This window comes from uncultured Mobiluncus sp., assembly GCF_947087965.1.
Lineage (GTDB): Bacteria > Actinomycetota > Actinomycetes > Actinomycetales > Actinomycetaceae > Mobiluncus.
On the sequence record NZ_CAMUES010000010.1, the window covers coordinates 1 to 16,726 of the forward strand.

At 57.4% G+C, this 16,726-nt stretch carries 13 protein-coding genes; 9 read left to right on the forward strand and 4 right to left on the reverse strand.

Features of this window, described 5'->3' with window-relative positions; translation table 11 throughout:
• Positions 1-587 precede the first annotated feature (587 nt).
• The 4 genes from Q0V70_RS09250 (at position 588) to Q0V70_RS09265 (ending at position 4,708) form a co-directional block, all read left to right on the forward strand.
• Positions 588-1,502, forward strand: a complete 915-nt coding sequence (locus tag Q0V70_RS09250) for a 1,4-dihydroxy-2-naphthoate polyprenyltransferase (RefSeq protein WP_297591069.1) — start codon at positions 588-590, stop codon at positions 1,500-1,502.
• Positions 1,503-1,678: 176 nt separating this feature from the next.
• Positions 1,679-3,352: an FAD-dependent oxidoreductase gene (locus tag Q0V70_RS09255; RefSeq protein ID WP_297591072.1), complete on the forward strand. Its 1,674-nt coding sequence runs from the start codon at positions 1,679-1,681 to the stop codon at positions 3,350-3,352.
• Between the two features lie 44 nt (positions 3,353-3,396).
• The gene (locus tag Q0V70_RS09260) at positions 3,397-3,561 is read left to right on the forward strand and encodes a hypothetical protein (RefSeq protein ID WP_282920982.1); all 165 of its coding nucleotides are present in this window, start codon (positions 3,397-3,399) and stop codon (positions 3,559-3,561) included.
• A gap of 187 nt (positions 3,562-3,748) precedes the next feature.
• Positions 3,749-4,708, forward strand: coding sequence for an aldose 1-epimerase family protein (locus Q0V70_RS09265; protein ID WP_297591076.1), 960 nt, complete (start codon positions 3,749-3,751; stop codon positions 4,706-4,708).
• A gap of 51 nt (positions 4,709-4,759) precedes the next feature.
• Here the strand turns inward: Q0V70_RS09265 and Q0V70_RS09270 are convergent, their stop codons facing one another.
• Genes Q0V70_RS09270 through Q0V70_RS09285 form a run of 4 tightly spaced genes read right to left on the reverse strand, consistent with a single transcriptional unit; the run spans position 4,760 to position 8,568 of the window.
• Positions 4,760-5,596, reverse strand: a complete 837-nt coding sequence (locus tag Q0V70_RS09270) for a class II fructose-bisphosphate aldolase (protein WP_297591079.1) — start codon at positions 5,594-5,596, stop codon at positions 4,760-4,762.
• Complete coding sequence (locus Q0V70_RS09275; protein ID WP_297591081.1) at positions 5,597-6,586, reverse strand: 1-phosphofructokinase family hexose kinase; 990 nt, start codon at positions 6,584-6,586, stop codon at positions 5,597-5,599.
• Between the two features lie 17 nt (positions 6,587-6,603).
• A complete protein-coding gene (locus Q0V70_RS09280; RefSeq protein ID WP_297591084.1) occupies positions 6,604-7,647 on the reverse strand; it encodes an ROK family protein in 1,044 nt (347 codons plus the stop codon).
• Positions 7,648-7,686: 39 nt separating this feature from the next.
• Positions 7,687-8,568 carry an SIS domain-containing protein gene (locus Q0V70_RS09285; protein WP_297591087.1) on the reverse strand — a complete coding sequence of 294 codons (882 nt, stop codon included), beginning with the start codon at positions 8,566-8,568 and terminating at the stop codon, positions 7,687-7,689.
• A gap of 133 nt (positions 8,569-8,701) precedes the next feature.
• On the opposite strand from Q0V70_RS09285, the gene Q0V70_RS09290 reads away from it, so the two are divergent.
• The 5 genes from Q0V70_RS09290 (at position 8,702) to Q0V70_RS09310 (ending at position 16,713) form a co-directional block, all read left to right on the forward strand.
• Positions 8,702-9,487, forward strand: a complete 786-nt coding sequence (locus tag Q0V70_RS09290) for a DeoR/GlpR family DNA-binding transcription regulator (protein ID WP_297591089.1) — start codon at positions 8,702-8,704, stop codon at positions 9,485-9,487.
• 174 nt (positions 9,488-9,661) lie between these two features.
• Entirely contained in the window at positions 9,662-10,927 is a 1,266-nt protein-coding gene (locus Q0V70_RS09295) for an extracellular solute-binding protein (RefSeq protein ID WP_297591092.1), read from the forward strand.
• 92 nt (positions 10,928-11,019) lie between these two features.
• Entirely contained in the window at positions 11,020-11,985 is a 966-nt protein-coding gene (locus Q0V70_RS09300; protein ID WP_297591095.1) for a carbohydrate ABC transporter permease, read from the forward strand.
• 1 nt (position 11,986) lies between these two features.
• Complete coding sequence (locus Q0V70_RS09305) at positions 11,987-12,889, forward strand: carbohydrate ABC transporter permease (protein WP_297591099.1); 903 nt, start codon at positions 11,987-11,989, stop codon at positions 12,887-12,889.
• 314 nt (positions 12,890-13,203) lie between these two features.
• Complete coding sequence (locus Q0V70_RS09310; RefSeq protein WP_297591102.1) at positions 13,204-16,713, forward strand: DNA-directed RNA polymerase subunit beta; 3,510 nt, start codon at positions 13,204-13,206, stop codon at positions 16,711-16,713.
• Positions 16,714-16,726: the final 13 nt, after the last annotated feature.

A 16,726-nucleotide genomic window follows, 5' to 3' on the forward strand; every position in this document is an offset into this window, starting at 1 on the left:
CCATTTGGGCCATTCCTCCCCGCAGTTGGAGCACACGTAAACCGTTTTTTCTTTCGCCATGACTCCATCGTCTCACAACCCCCGAATGCGAAAAATCGCGAGTTTGAAACCTGACCGCTGCGCGATAAATCCCGCACCCGGGGCGAGGAGCGTTGGGGGCGACTCAGCGAGAGGCTGGGGGGTGAGCGTTTTGCGACAATAGTCGCGCAAAACGCGAGGGGGTACTCCCCCTTCCGCCTCTCGCGAGCGCCCCCGAGCGACCCGCATCTAGCAACCAAGCCTCCAGAAGCACCGGAAATCCGGGATAGACGGACTGGGAGAATCGGAAGCTACTCGCTGGGTTGCGGATAAAGGTGGAGAATAGCCGGGTAGCTGCCATTATTGGCAGCTACCCGGCTATTCTCCCTCTATAATCCACACGTGCTCCGAAAACCCGCACCCAGGGCCACAAATTAACCGGTTAATTTCAGGTTAAAACCGCGTTAGACTTTTTACGGCGAATTACGCCGAAACCCCGGGCATAGAACCTCGTGAAAACGCGAAACCTCACACCCGGTGGCGCAACGATTGCAAGGAAAGGAACCCCGATGGCCACTGCTCAAGCCTGGATTGAAGGAGCGCGGCTGCGTACCCTCCCGGCTTCGGCGGCACCTGTCCTGCTCGGCACCGGCATTGCCGCCGGACTGGGCAAGATGGATCCTTGGCTGGCCCTAGGTTGCCTGGCAGTGGCGCTGCTGCTACAAATCGGGGTGAATTTTTCCAACGACTATTCAGACGGGATTCGCGGTACGGATGAATACCGTGTCGGTCCGCCGCGCCTGGTCGGTGGCGGGGAAAATCCGCGCAAGGTCTTGGCGGTGGCGCTGAGTTGTTTCGCCTTAGCCAGCGCTGTGGGCCTGAGTGTCGCCATTGTTTCCCAGTCCTGGTGGCTCATCGGCGCCGGAGTGGTAGCGGTCGCGGCAGCCTGGTTCTATACCGGGGGTAAGCATCCCTATGGTTACGCCGGTATAGGCCTGTCTGAGCTGCTGGTTTTTGTCTTTTTCGGTTTGCTGGCGGTGCAGGGAACCCTGTGGGTGCAGGCTCAAGTCCTACCGTGGCAGTCTTGGGCGCTGGCCAGCGGGTTGGGGTTGCTGTCCTGCGCGTTGCTGATGGTCAATAATCTGCGCGACATCCCCACGGACCGGAAATCCGGCAAAATCACCCTGGCGGTACGTTTGGGTGATGCCTGGTCGCGCCGTATTTATCGGCTGTTTATCTATATAGCGTTGCTGTTGTCACTGGCGGTGCTATTTGTGCCGTGGCCGGATATCTTCCCCGGCGGATTTATCCAATGGGGCAGCGGTTTTGTGGTGCAGCTCGTGTTGTGGCTGGGTGCTTTGCGGACTATGCGTCCGGTACGCGCGCACGAGACTGGCAAGTCCTTGATTGTCGCCCTGCGTAACACCGGTTTCCTCACCCTGGCTTATGGCGGCCTGCTCGGTCTGCTGTTCGCCCTGCTCTAGCCGTTTTTACCGGTTTTTTCAGAAGCGCTCACAAGCGCGGGTGGGCGGTAGCTCGCTACGGGCGGCGGTAGTCGGTTTACCCCTGCGCATCTTCCTATGCTATGTTAATAGTGTTGAGAGTTCACCGGGAAACCACCCGGAGAACCTTCTGAATAAAACGAAGAAAAGGGGAGGAAATGAAGCTGGTAGTGGTCGGCGGAGTTGCGGGCGGTCTGTCCTTCGCGGCGCGGATGCGCAGGTTGGACGAGTCAGCCGAAATCGTGGTGTTTGAAAAAGGGCCGTACCCCTCGTTTTCTAACTGCGGCTTGCCTTTTTATGTCGGCCAGGAGATTCCCACGCGAGAAAGCCTGCTGCTGAACACGTCCCAGAGCCTGAAAGCGAAACTGAACCTGGATGTGCGGGTGAACCACGAGGTCGTCGGCCTGGATGTGAACGCGAAAACCGTGCAGGTGCGCGGCACAGACGGGCGTGTTTTCACCGAAAGCTACGACAAGCTGATTCTTTCTCCCGGAGCGAGAGCCGCGCGCCCCCCGATTACCGGCTTGGATTCTCCGCGGGTGCACACGTTGCGCACGGTGGATGATGCCCAACAGATTGTGGACCTGGCTGATTGTGCAAAATCGGCGCTGGTTATCGGCGGGGGATTCATCGGCATCGAAGCGGCGGAAGCCCTGGCTCACCGCGGCATCAACACGACTATCGTCGAAGGCAGTGACCATGTCATGCCGCCGCTGGACCTGGAGATGGCTCATCTGGTGACCGGAGCCTTGCAATCGCTCAATATTAACGTCATCGCGAAAACTCGTGTCACCAAGATCCAACATTTCCCCGCTCACGACCTAGCAGAACTGTCAAACGGGCAGTGCCTCGAAGCGGGGCTGATTGTGCTGGCTGCGGGCGTTACCCCCGCTACGGAGCCTTTCGTGGCAGCCGGGGTCAAGGCTGATGAGCGGGGATATATCGAGATTGACCAGCACGGACGCACGAACTTGCCTGACGTGTTCGCCTGCGGTGACGCCGTTACGCAACAGACCGGGGTGACTGGACAAGCGCGGCCGGTTGCGCTGGCCGGTCCGACCAACCGCGCGGCCCGGCTTATCGCCGACTTCATCGCTGACCCAGAATCGGCCCGGCCTCTACCTAAACCCATCTCTACCTCGATTTTTCGGGTGGGGCCCATGACTGTGGCTCAGACTGGAGCAAATCGAGCCGAACTCGACGCGAGGGGCATCGCCTACCGCACGATTCACACCCATCCCACCGACTACGGCACTTTCCTGCCCGGTGCCCAACCGATGCAGCTGATGTTGCATTTTGCGGCCACGGACGGCAGGATCCTCGGCGCGCAAGGCATCGGAGGTAACGGGGTGGATAAGCGTATCGATGTTATTGCCACGGCGCTCAAGGCCGGACTGACCGCTCCCGATCTGATTGACTTGGATTTGGCGTATGCGCCCCCGTATTCCGCAGCGAAGGATCCGGTCAATTTCCTGGGTTACGTGGCGGAAAATGTGCTGCGTGGCCGGCTGAAACTGTGGTACGCCGAGGAAGCGGCTCACCTCGACCCCGCTACGCCAATACTTGATGTGCGCCCCGTCCCCGAGTTTAATGCCGGACATTTGCGAGGCGCCAGGTGTATTCCTCTGCCGGAACTGCGTTCGCGACTGGATGAGGTGCGCTCCTGGGTGGAAGGGAAAACCGTGTCCTTGAGCGATGATAGCGGAGCTAACGCTTGGCTGGCACAGAGAATTCTGGAACCCGCAGGGATTAATGCTAAAGTATTATCTGGCGGGGTCAATACGGTTTTCGCCTACTACTTTGACAACCCCGGTGCGGTGCTGGAAATGTAACATAGCTTCCAACAGACGATTCCGGATAGAGGAAAGGGAATAATATGTGCTCTCCAGTCAAGTGCGCGAACTGCGGAAAGACGACTTGGACAGGATGCGGTCAACATATTGACGCGGTCAAGGCCAGCGTCCCGGCTGACCAGTGGTGTACCTGTCCCGAGGACAAACGCAAACCGCAATCCCTATTCACGAGCTTCTTTGGGCGCTGAGCATTTCTGCCGCCAAGCGGCAGAAAATGAGCGAAGCGCTCAGGGTGCGGAGCCGTTAAGAAACGGCAATGGTTTGCCGTTTCAGGCGGCGCTTCGCCCCTGCTACGAAGTTGCAGAAATGCGAAGCATCACCAGCGCGTCTGAATAGCAATGTCTCGCCCCTCCCCGCCCTTGCTAAAATCACCGTATGACCTCTAGCAATGACTTCATAGAACTTCGAGCCGGTCAATACCGCGCCCAGATTTCGTCTTTTGGTGGGGGCTTGTGGTCGCTGACTTTTGCGGGGAAGCCGCTGGTGGTGACCCCTCCTTTACCGCACCAGGGGTTGTCGCGAGTGTCCCCGGTTCCGTTTGCGGCGGGGTGTTTGCTGGCGCCGTGGCCCAACCGGATGGACGGCGGAAATTTCACGTTTCAAGGCGAAACGTACCACCTCGAAATCAACGAACCCGACCGCCACAACGCCATTCACGGTTTCGTCAGGGAACGGTCTTGGGAACTCGATCCCGAAACGTCCGACAACCCCGCGACGGTGCGCCTCGCGCTGGAAATGGCGCCGCAACCGGGCTGGCCGTGGCGACTCAAATACGTGATGAACTGGAGTGTTGACGCGATCCAAGGGCTGCGAGGCGAACTGCGGGTGTCTAACCTGAACGCTGCGCCCTGCCCGTTTGGCTTCGGGTGGCATCCTTATTTAAGCGCGGGGGGCGCGAGCCTGGACGAATGCACCCTGAGTGTCTCGGTAGGCGACAACCTGGTGCTCGATTCAACACGTAACTTGCCGACCGGTCTGGAACACCCCGCGGACACTGTTTTGGGCCAAGCGCGGCCGGTAGCGCTACGCGGACTGTGGCTTGACCACGCCTTTCGGGCGCAACCCGAACCAGACGGGCGAGTCCGGGCCGCCTTGTGCCGGGCGGACGGTTCGGGGACGGAACTCAGTGCCGGACCGTGGTGTAGCTGGCTCCAGATTTATACCGCTGACCCCGCTCACCAGCAGGCTTTCCCCGGCGTTGATGATGGGCGCGCCCTGGCCGTCGAGCCGATGACCTGCCCGCCCAACGCCCTGAACCGCAACCAGGACGTACTGGTACTGGAACCAGGGAAACCTGAAACCTTCGCTTTCGGGCTACGCGCGATAAACGGTTAGCTGACGGGTATCCTGACGATTCCTTCCCAGAATTTCAGCATCTAGCGGGGTTTATTTCCCTGAGTACCAGAGAAGCAGACGTTCCACTTCCGCTTGCAATGCGGCGTTACCGTTACGGGAATACTTACGGGGGTCGACCAAATCGGGGCCTTGCGCCAAGTCCTGACGAACCTTGGCGGTATAGACCACGTTCAGGTGCGTAGAGACGTTAATCTTGGTCATTCCCGCTTTGATAGCGGCGCGCATTCCTTCGTCAGAAACCCCGGAAGAACCGTGCAGGACCAGCGGAACCGGAACGGCCTGTTTAATGGCAGAGATGAGTTCCGTGTCCAACGTGGCATCGCGCGAGGTCATTGCGTGTGACGACCCCACCGCTACCGCCAGCAAGTCCACGCCGGTGTCTGCCACGAACTTCGCGGCGTCCTCTGGATTGGTACGTGCGCTCGGGTCGTGGACTCCATTTTTTCCACCGACCTCACCTAATTCGGCCTCGACGCTCACGCCACGGTCGTGACACCACTGGGTGATTTGCGCGGTAGTGTCACGGTTTTGCGCATCCGGCAGTTTGGAGCCGTCATACATAATCGAGGTAAAGCCCAAATCTACCGCCGCGCGGCACAGGTCGAGATCCTCAGCATGATCGAGGTGCGCTACCACCGGGACTTTTGCCTGTTCGGCTAGCTTTAGCACGGCACTGCCGATAGGGTCTAACCAGCCATGATGGTACTTAACAGCGTTTTGGGACAGCTGCAGAATCACCGGTAGGTTGACTGCTTCTGCCGCGGCGACCTGGGCCTCACCATGTTCCAGCAGCACCACGTTGAAAGCCCCCAGACCGACTCCGGCCGAGGCTGCCTCAGCAGCGAGTTTACGTATATCGCACAGCATTTATGCACTCCATTCTTCAGTTTGAAAGGTCATTTTAGCGGCAATTGTTGCCACCATTTCTGTTTCCAACACGCCAGCAACTGCAGCCGGAACCGCGGCAGCCGACCAAGACACCGCACGCCCGAGAGTCTCGTGTGTCGGCAAGTTTTCGGACATGCCGGACAGAAATCCAGCTACCGCCGCATCTCCCGCTCCGGTTGGATTGCCCTCCAAAGTCATCCCGGGGGCGGCCCACTCGATCTGTAGCGAGGCGGTGTGCGCAGGCGCGGCGGGATGCTCTACGTAGGCCAGCCCGTCACGTCCAGCGGAAATCAGCAAGGAGCGAGCTCCCAGTGATAGCAAAGAGCGCGCCGCCGCGGGCAATTCAGTAATACCGGTGGCCTCACGCAGTTCCGCCACATTCGGTTTCAGGCAATCCGCGCCCGCCTGAGCGGCCTCTAAGAGAAACTGCCCGGAGGTATCCACCATCACCCAGCAGCCTAAGTCATGCAAACCGGAGATGAGACGTCCGAGCATCCCCTGGGGACTGCCCTGGGCAAAAGACCCGTTAATGCTGACGAAAGCATTCGGGGTCGCCCAGTCCAGCTCGAGTGCCTGTAGCCACGCCTGTTCCCAATGCTGAGTAATGTCTTTGGGGTTCATAGCGCCATAGTTCGGGCCTGCCTCATTGAATACCGTGGCGTCTCCGTCAGCCACGATGGCTACGGATTGGCGGTTTGGGAATGGCATGGGCAAGGGTTGAAAATTAAACCGACCCTGCCACTCTAGTTTCCGTTTTTCCAGGTCGGCAAGATATTCCGGGCTGGAAAAAAATCCTACTGCACGGGTGGGATAACCCATTTGCGCCAGGACTGAAGCTGTATTAATCCCCTTACCTCCGGCACGGTATACGAAGTCCTCGACCCGGTGTGTTGAACCGATTTTGAGGGCGTCCACTGTGTAAGTGATGTCCAGAGCGGGGTTGGGAGTGAAAGTGATGAGCTGGGGCATATGTAGTCTTTCCAAACTTATGACGGGCGGGTCGCGGGGATAATCGGAACTTGGGCTTTGGCGAAGGCTTGTGCCGCGATACCTAACAATTGTGCCTGCGACCCAAAGTTGGACAGCGAGAAGTGCGGTTCAGGCAGGTTCACGAGGTGCGATAAAGTCGCCTGGCGGAGTCGTTCAAGGTAGGCGGGTCCTTCCTTAGATTGTCCTCCGCCTACGATGACATCAAGATTTCCCAAGGTCGCCAGGCTGGCAGCCAAGACTGACCCCAATGCCTGCGTGGCGGTTTCGATTACGTGATGAGCGCATTCGTCTCCTTCCCGTTCCCTCAGGAACACATCCTTGGACGTGGGGTGGGCAGTTTGTGGGGAAATACCTTTCAAAAGGGCGTAGCGTCGGGCGGTATATTCGGCAGAAGCAATCCGTTCCAGGGGGAGGAGAGTTGCCTGAGCTGAAACTGGGGCGGCGGCCTTTTCCAGGTAATTCAAATCGGGATTGGGAAGTAGAATCTGGCCAATCTCGCCAGAGCTCCCGCTCCGGTTCAGTACTCGCCCGTTGAGGACAATCCCCGCTGAAATGCCGGTCCCGATAGCGACAAAAAAACACTCCTGACGTCCGGTAAACAAGGCTTCGCCCAAGGCGCCGGAACGGACGTCATGTCCCAACGCAATCGGAGCGCCCAAGGCTTCGCCTAATCGGTCGCGCATGGGAAAACGCCCCCAGCCAAGGTTGGCTGAAGTGATGGTCATGCCGGCGTCTTCCACCATTACTCCGGGAACGCCCACCCCGACAACACCGCAAACTAGCTCAGCCGGCACGGTGGAGCCGTCAGGGCGACGTATTTCACCGCGGTGCAAAGCCTGTTGAATCTGACTATGCTGCCCAGCAATTTGGTCAATCAGACCGACAGCGCCGCCGGTAGAGGTCGTTAGGGTCGGCAGCGTCACCAGCGAACCGCTGTTAGACACGAAAGCGACTTTCGTGTCCGTTCCCCCCACGTCAAAGGCCAGCGCGTACACCGGTGCAGAACCGGTTTTTGGTGTCGGAAGCTCATCGGGTGACATCTGTCTCTCCAAAGACGCGAGGATTATTCGGGTGCGTAATTAGGACAGAATCACTGAACGAGTCAGGTGACGCGGGGTGTCTGGATTCAGACCCCGGTGTTCCGCGCGCGCCACAGCGACGCGTTGCAGCAGTACCAGAGAGGCCATCGGATCGTAGTCGTGGTGGACCAAAGTGGCACCGGTAGCTGCGATTTGCGCCTCCATCCCTTCGGGGATGGAGCCAAAAATCCAGGTAATGCGGTTCGGTTCGGCAATGGAAATCGGCCCGTGGCGGTATTCCATCGCGGGATAGGACTCGGTCCAAGATTGTGAGGCTTCGCGCATCTTAAGGGCAGCTTCGTTGGCGAGTCCGTAAGTCCAGCCGGTGCCGAGGAAGGTGAATTGGTCGGCAGTTACGAAAGCTGCGGGAATTTCCGCATTCACTGCCGCGGCGCAATCCGCAATAGCTTTCGTCAAGTCCTCTCCGAGGCTGGCGCGCAGCAAAGCCAGAGCCGTGGTGGCGAAACGTGTTTGCACCACCGACGTTTCATCCGCGAAGTCTAAAACTAGTTCCATGTCGGTAAAGGGTGTGGCGGGACCATTGCCGACGGCGGTAATTAAGCGGGTGGGAACCTTGCCGTGCAAGGCTTTGAGAATATCGATAATCTCCGTGGTGGTGCCCGAACGAGACAGGGTAATGACCATGTCATAGTGGCGTGTCAGGGGGAATTCGGTGGCGGTGAAAGCATCGGAGACTCCGTGTCCCGCGACTTCCCGCGCACGGCAGTATGCCTGTGCCATGAACCAGGAGGTACCACAGCCAATCATGGCAATACTTTTGCCCTTTTCAGGGAAAAACCTGGAATCCAGGGAAGCGAGCATGTCAATGGCCTGTTTCCAGGTTTGGGGTTGGCTGGCAATTTCCTCAGCGGTGATACTCATGGTGGTGTTTTCTCCCTATAAAATCGGCTACATTGTTCAGAAACAAAAATACCACGCAAGGTGACACAAATTGTTTGAAACTGATTTAAATTTCATGTTATAGACATTTTAAATCACTCAGGAGGGAAAGGGCATGGCCCATCAATCATTACGGCTGACCAAAATTCTTGATTTAGTGCTGGAAAACGGCTCGATTCAGGTCGAGGACATCGAAACTCTCCTGGGGGTATCCCCAGCCACTGCGCGTCGCGATCTGGACAGGTTGGCCGCTCAACAGATGGTGACCCGAGTTCGCGGGGGAGCGGTAGCAAATCCCCTATCCGGGGACCTGCCCTTGCGGTATCGCCCGGTGAATAGTGGGCGAGCCAAGCAACGTCTGGCGAAAGCTGCCGCCAAGTTGGTGAAACCGGGGGATGTCATCGGCTTAAACGGGGGAACCACCACCACGGAAATTTCGCGCGAATTGGCGCTGCGCGTTTCGAAAGATTCCGGGTTTCAACGTCACGGGATAACAGTCGTGACGAACGCCATCAACATCGCCAACGAACTGGCTTTGCGTCCCCAGATTAAAGTCATCGTCGTGGGGGGAACCATGCGTCCTTGCTCGTATGAAATCGTTGGAAACATGTCTGGATTAGTGCTGCAAAACTTGGCGATGACCCGAGTGTTTTTAGGGGTGGTGGGGATCGACCTGAAACGTGGTTTGTTCAATGATGACTTGCTGGAAGCGGAGACCAACGCCGATTTTCTCCGTTCCGCCCAACGAGTCACCGTGGTGGCGGATAGCTCCAAATTCTCCGCGTTGGGGACCGCCCGGATTTGTGACTTTGAACCGATTGACGAAATCCTCACGGACAGTGTTGATTCGCAAACTTTAGAAGTCTTGGAAAGCCAAGGTATCACGGTTTTGACCGTCTAGGAACGGGCCAGCAAATAAAATAATTTGTTTAAATCGCACCAAAATGATTAGAAAAAATCATATTCTTTGTTGTAGGTGTTCAATGAAGTCCACCTTTTCGCCTGAGACAGTGCGGAAAAACTACCTCGGTTACTACCGTGAGCTGACAACTTACAACAATGGAAAGGAATGCTCGTGAAAGGCATCGTAAAAATTAGCGCAGTAGCAGCAATCGCGGCGCTCGCTTTAGCAGGATGTGCAAGTTCTGGCTCTGACTCGGGCGGCGCCGCAGCGGATCCGGCTAACTTGGAAACCACTATCAAAATCCTGGCTCCTTCGTACGCCTCCTCGACCAAGACGGACTGGGAAAACATTATTGCTGAGTACAACAAGACCTATCCGAAGGTCAAGGTTGAGCTGCAAGTTGAAGGTTGGGACGATTTCTCCTCCAAGGTGCAGGCTCGTGTACAAGCCAAGGACTTACCCGACATTCTGAACGACAATAACTTTGCGTCCGCAGCCGACGGCGAACTGCTCTACCCCATTACAGAAGTCATGAGCGAGGACGTACTAAAAACGATTGAACCCGCCCTTCTGAAGAACGGGGTAGGGGCGGACGGAACTCAATGGGTCGTCCCCGACGTGGCCTCCTCCCGCATGATGGCCTACAACACCGGCATCTTTGAAAAAGCCGGCATCACTACGGTTCCCGCTACATGGGACGAACTGGAGCAAGCCTGCGACAAGATTAAAGCTGCTTCCCCGGACGTGTACCCCTACGGTATGCCTCTAGGTCGGGAGGAAGCCCAGGTTGAATCCTCACTGTGGCTGTGGGGCGCCGGTGGTGACTGGTCCGAGGGCAAGACGTTGAAAGCCAAGAGCGATAAGGCAGTGGAGGCTTTCACCGAGATGAAGAAGCTCATCGATAAAGGCTGCACCCAACCCAACGCCGGCACGTCCAACCGTCAAGATGTCGCCGACCTGTTCAACAACGGCAAGGTGGCCATGATGATGGCCCACTCCGGCCTATTGAGCGTAACGGAGCAGGACTACCCCGACATTAAGTACGATATCGCCCCGATTCCCTCCAAGGATGGCAAGGGCGTGGCAATCGGGGTGACGGACTTCATCCTCGCTTTTGATAACGGTGATGATGCCCGCAAGCAGGCTACTAAGGGATTCCTTGACTTGTTCTATTCGGACGCAATGTACAAGAACTGGTATGCCCCGTCCGGGTTGCTTCCGGTGACGGAGAGCATCATTGAGCAAGGCAAGTCCGAAGCCGGCCCCATCGACAAGAAATTCTATGAAGCGCTGAGTACCGTGAGGTTCCTGCCAGTGGGCAACCCGCAGTGGGATACGCTGCAAGGAGCCCTGCAGTCTACTGCCGGGAAACTGACCGCTCAAGAACCAGACGCTGTGCTGGATGCGATTCAATCTCAGGTCGATGCCGAGTCCTGACGTGAACGCTTGAAAACGGGGCTGTAGAGGTGGCGACTGTCACCTCTGCAGCCCCGATAAAAACCCGCTTTGTATAGAGGAATCTCGTCGATATGAAAAGTGCGCCCAGTGTGGAACAGAACGTCAAGACCCAGTTGCGCACCCAAACTGTGCCGAAGACGAAAAAGAGCCGGTGGATGGAAACTGTAGCCGCTATACCGTGGCTGGCACCGACTCTCCTGCTGATTATCGGGGTCGTGATTTACCCGACTATCCTGCTCATCTACTATTCCTTCATTAAATTCAACAAGTATGGGGTAAACAAAGGGTTTACGGGTTGGGACAACTATGTCGGTAAAGCCGGGGCGCTGACCTACCCCTCTGTCCACATTGGCCAGGTGCTACTCAACACCACCCTGTGGGTAGTCGTGGTCGTGACGGTGACAGTGCTAGTTTCCTTGGGGTTGGCGCAGTTCCTCAACAAGGACTTCCCCGGTCGCAAGCTGGTGCGACTCTTTGTGATTCTCCCGTGGGCGTGTTCTGTGGTGATGACGACCACCGCCTTTAACTACGGCCTGGACTCAGAATATGGTCTGTTCAACCGGTTTTTCGTAGACACGGGTATCTTGCAAAAAGCCTATGCTTTCACGGAAAATCCCACGGCGGCTTTCTGGGTCGCAGTCTTTGTGGCTGTCTACGTGTCGTTACCCTTTACGACGTACACCATCCTGGCGGGACTGCAGTCCGTCCCGAAAGACATTCTGGAGGCTTCTCGAGTAGACGGCGCCAACTCCTTCCAGCGCTATTGGCTGATAGTGTTCCCCATGCTGCGCCCCGCAGTCGCCACCGCTGCTTTGATAAACATCATCAACGTATTTAACTCCCTGCCTATTTTGCAGATCTTGGTGGAATCCCCTGGCTATCACTCCGCCCACACCACCACAACCTTGATTTTCCAGTACAAGGCACAGCTCGGTCCGGGCGTCTCGAGTGCGCTGTCGGTCTTGAACTTCATGTTCTGCCTGGTGATTATTGCCATCTATCTCATATCTGTGAAGCCGACGAAGGAGGTGGAGTAACATGAGTACCCCTCTGACCAAACATTCTGAACCGGCCAAGGCGGCTTCTGAAGCTACTTCAGTGACCCGCCGTAAACGCCGTCCCGCGGGCATGGTCATGACGCTTGTCGGGGCGCTGCTGATTGTGTTGTTCTTCCTATTTCCCTACGCGTTAATGTTTGTGACTTCGGTTAAGACTCGCGGCGACGTGCGGAAAATCCCACCGGACTACCTGCCTTCCAAACTGGAACTGAGCAACTACCTAACGGTGTGGTCCTTCCCTGCGGTGAACGTAGGCAAATCACTTTTGGCCACGGCCGTCATCGCCATCGGGGCGACACTCCTGGTGCTGTTGGTGGCGACCCCCGCGGCCTACTATGTGGCTCGGTTCCGTTTCCCCGGGCGGATGCCCTTCCTGTTCCTGGTGCTGTGCACCCAGATGCTCCAGCCTACCGTGTTGGCGGTCGGTCTCTACCAGGAGTTTTCCAGCTGGCAAGGACAAGTCGTGTGGGTGGCGCTAATCCTCATCAACGGGGCTTTTAACCTGTCTTTCGCAATCTGGATTATGCAGGCGTTTTTCTCTTCAGTGCCCAAGGAAGTGGATGAAGCCGCTTTGATGGATGGCTTGGGACGTCTCCAAACCATGTTTAAAATCTCGTTGCCTCTGGTGTGGCCGGGTATCGTTACCGCGGTCGTATTCGTGTTCATTAATACCTGGAACGAGTACGCGGCGGCTTTCGTGTTGGTGCAAAAGCCCGAGTTGCAACCTTTGACGGTGGCAATGCCGCGTTTCTTGGGGCTTTACGTGCGTGAATGGCAGTACATGTTTACCACATCCGTAATCGCGATTGTGCCGGTCATTATCATGTTTGCCCTCATCGAGAAGCGTCTGATTGGTGGTCTTACTTCCGGCAGCATTAAGTAGCTTTGCTGGCGGGGTCGCTCTGCCAGGATTTAACAGCGGAAAATTGCTTACAGCACGCAAAAGTTATAGACTAGATGTTTGCGTGTTCTTTGTCCGAGGCCGCCTGAAAACGTTGATATTGCAGAAGAATGCGCCGGCAATATCACGGCAGGTACAGCGAGGGACGAGATGTTCAAACGCCGGAGCGCATCGAGATTTTCAAGGTGGAAGGGGAGACCCCCGTTGCCGCGACGTTTCGCGCAAAAGTGGCGGGTAACCTCTTGAAACCAAAAGGGGATCTCGACCATCCATACGACATAAAGGAAACGGAAATCTTGGCTACGAAATCCAAAGAATCCTCCACTCACCCTTTCCGGGTGTCTTTTGCCCAAATTGATGAACCGATGGCACCGCCGAATCTGTTGGCGCTCCAGACCGAATCTTTTGACTGGTTCCTGGGGAATGAAGCCTGGCAGGAACGCGTTAAGAAAGCCGATGAAACCGGCGATAAGCACGTTCCCCGCACTTCGGGACTGCAGGAAATCCTGAACGAAATGAGCCCGATTGAGGACAACGGCGGCACCATGAGCTTGTCCTTTAAGGACTACACCTTGGAAAGCCCGCACTACACCATCGACGAGTGCAAGGACAAGGACCTGACCTACAACGCGCCGATGTACGTGACGGCCGAATTTATTACTTACGAGACCGGTGAAATTAAGACCCAAACCGTGTTCCTGGGCGAATTTCCGTTGATGACCCCACGCGGGACTTTCATCGTCAACGGTACCGAGCGGGTGGTCGTGTCCCAGCTGGTGCGTTCCCCCGGCGTGTACTTTGAAAAGACTGCGGACAAGACCTCGGACCGGGACATTTACCTGGGCAAGGTCATCCCCTCCCGCGGCGCTTGGCTCGAGTTTGAGATTGATAAGAAGGACACGGTCGGGGTGCGTATCGACCGCAAGCGCAAGCAGTCCGCCACCATTTTCCTCAAGGCGCTGGGTATGAGCGTCGGCGAAATCCGCGAGGCTTTCCAAGACTTCCCGTTGATGCTGGAAACCCTGGAAAAAGACGGCGCGATTGAAACCCAGGATCAGGCCCTGGAGGATATCTACCGCAAGATTCGTCCCGGCGAGCCGCCCAGCGTGGAGGCCGGACGTAACCTGCTGCATAACTTTTACACCAACCCCAAGCGTTACGACCTAGCCGAGGTGGGACGCTACAAAATCAACAAGAAGCTCGGTGTTGAGCGGGAAATGGGCGAGCGCACCCTGGACCTGACCGACATTGTCGCCGCCTTCCGCTACCTGTTGGCGCTGCGTGCCGGAGACGACACGGTCAAGGTCAAAGACGCGGCCGGCAAAGAAACCGAACTGCGCATCAAGACCGATGACATCGACCACTTCGGCAACCGCCGGGTGCGTCCGGTCGGCGAGCTCATTCAGATGCAGGTGCGCACGGGTATGTCCCGTATGGAGCGCACGGTGAAGGAACGCATGTCCACTCAGGACGTCGAAGCCATCACCCCGAACTCGCTCATTAACATTCGCCCGGTCGTGGCGGCCATCAAAGAGTTCTTCGGGACCTCCCAGCTGTCGCAGTTTATGGACCAAAACAACCCGTTGGCGGGTCTGACGCACAAGCGCCGTCTGTCCGCTTTGGGTCCGGGCGGCCTGTCCCGAGACCGGGCGGGGATGGAAGTCCGTGACGTGCACCCCTCGCACTACGGGCGCATGTGCCCGGTGGAAACTCCCGAAGGCCCGAACATTGGTTTGATTGGTTCGCTGGCGACTTTCGCGCGGATTAACCCTTACGGTTTTGTGGAAACCCCCTATCGCGTGGTTAAGAAAGGCGTCGTCACCAACGAAATCCACTACATCACCGCTGACGACGAAGAAGGCAAAAACATCGCCCAGGCTTCCGCGCAGCTCACGAAAGACGGGCACTTCGTAGAATCCGCGGTGCTGTGCCGTTCTACCGGTGGCGACCCGGTGCTGGTCAGCCCCGAAGAAGTCGACTTGATGGACGTTTCGGCTCGTCAGATGGTGTCGGTCGCAACGGCGATGATTCCGTTCCTGGAACACGACGACGCGAACCGCGCCCTGATGGGGGCGAACATGCAGCGTCAGGCAGTGCCGCTGCTGAAAACCGAGGCTCCTCTGGTGGGCACCGGCATCGAGAAGCGCGCCGCGATTGACGCCGGCGATGTGGTCGTAGCTAAGAAGGGCGGCGTCGTTACCGAGGTCAGCGCCGATTTGGTGCGCGTCCAGGAAGATGACGGCGAAACCCACGTCTACGCAGTGGAAAAGTTCAAGCGTTCCAACCAGGGCAACTGCTATAACCAGCAGGTTATTGTCGACGAGGGCGACCGGGTCGAAGCCGGCGACGTTCTGGCTGACGGTCCTGCTACTGACGGCGGGGAAATGGCTTTGGGCAAGAACTTGCTGGTGGCCTACATGTCCTGGGAAGGGCTGAACTACGAGGACGCCATCATTTTGAGCCAGCGGGTCGTCTCGGAAGATTTGCTGACTTCGATTCATATCGAGGAACACGAAATCGATGCTCGGGACACGAAACTCGGCGAGGAAGAAATCACGCGAGACATTCCCAACGTTTCCGAAGCTGCCCGTAAGGACCTGGACGAACGCGGCATTATCCGTGTCGGCGCCGAAGTCAGCGCGGGCGACATCCTGGTCGGTAAGGTGACCCCGAAGGGCGAAACCGAACTGACCAGTGAGGAACGTCTGCTGCGGGCTATCTTGGGTGAGAAGGCGCGAGAGGCTCGCGACACTTCGTTGCGGGTGCCCCACGGGGAATCCGGTATCGTTATCGGGGTTAAGGAATTCGTGGCCGGCGACTGCGAAGACGCTGCGCTCGGACCTGGCGTGAAACACATGGTTCGCGTCTTTATCGCCCAGCGCCGCAAGATGACGGTCGGAGATAAGATGGCTGGCCGTCACGGCAACAAGGGCTGTGTCTCCAAGATTCTCCCGGTTGAGGATATGCCGTTCCTCGAGGACGGCACCCCGGTGGACATTATCCTGAACCCGATGGGTGTGCCCGGTCGTATGAACCTGGGTCAGGTACTCGAATTCCACTTGGGCTGGCTGGCTCACGAGGGTTGGGATATTAGAGAAGCCCGCAAGGCCGGTGAGCAGTGGGCTCAGGATGTTCCGTTGGAGGTTTGCGAACCGGGACAGCACGTGGCTACCCCCGTGTTCGACGGTGCGGAGGCTGACGAGATTACCGGCCTGCTGCGCAACACTCGGGTTCGCGACGACTTCGACCGCCCGCTTATCGACGAAATGGGCAAAGCCAAGCTGTTTGACGGCCGTTCCGGGGAACCTTTCCCGTACCCGATTGCCATCGGCTACAAGTACATGCTGAAACTGCACCACTTGGTCGATGACAAGATCCACGCCCGTTCTACCGGCCCGTACTCCATGATTACCCAGCAGCCTCTGGGCGGTAAGGCTCAGTTCGGCGGCCAGCGTTTTGGTGAGATGGAGGTGTGGGCTATGGAGGCTTACGGCGCCGCCTATGCCCTCCAGGAACTGTTGACGGTGAAATCCGACGACGTGCAAGGACGTGTGCGGGTTTACGAATCTATCGTGCGCGGCGAGGACCTGCCTCAGCCGGGCATCCCGGAATCTTTCCGCGTGTTGATGCAGGAAATGCGTTCGCTGTGCTTGAACGTAGAAGCGCTGGACGCCGCTGGCAACGCCATCGACTTGCGTGACGATGACGACGAGGCCGGCCGCGGCCCCAACAGCCTCGGCTTCGACCTGGGCAAACGGCCCAACGCCCCCGGCCTTTTGACGACCGACGAATTCATCAACGCCTAAGACGGACCGGAAG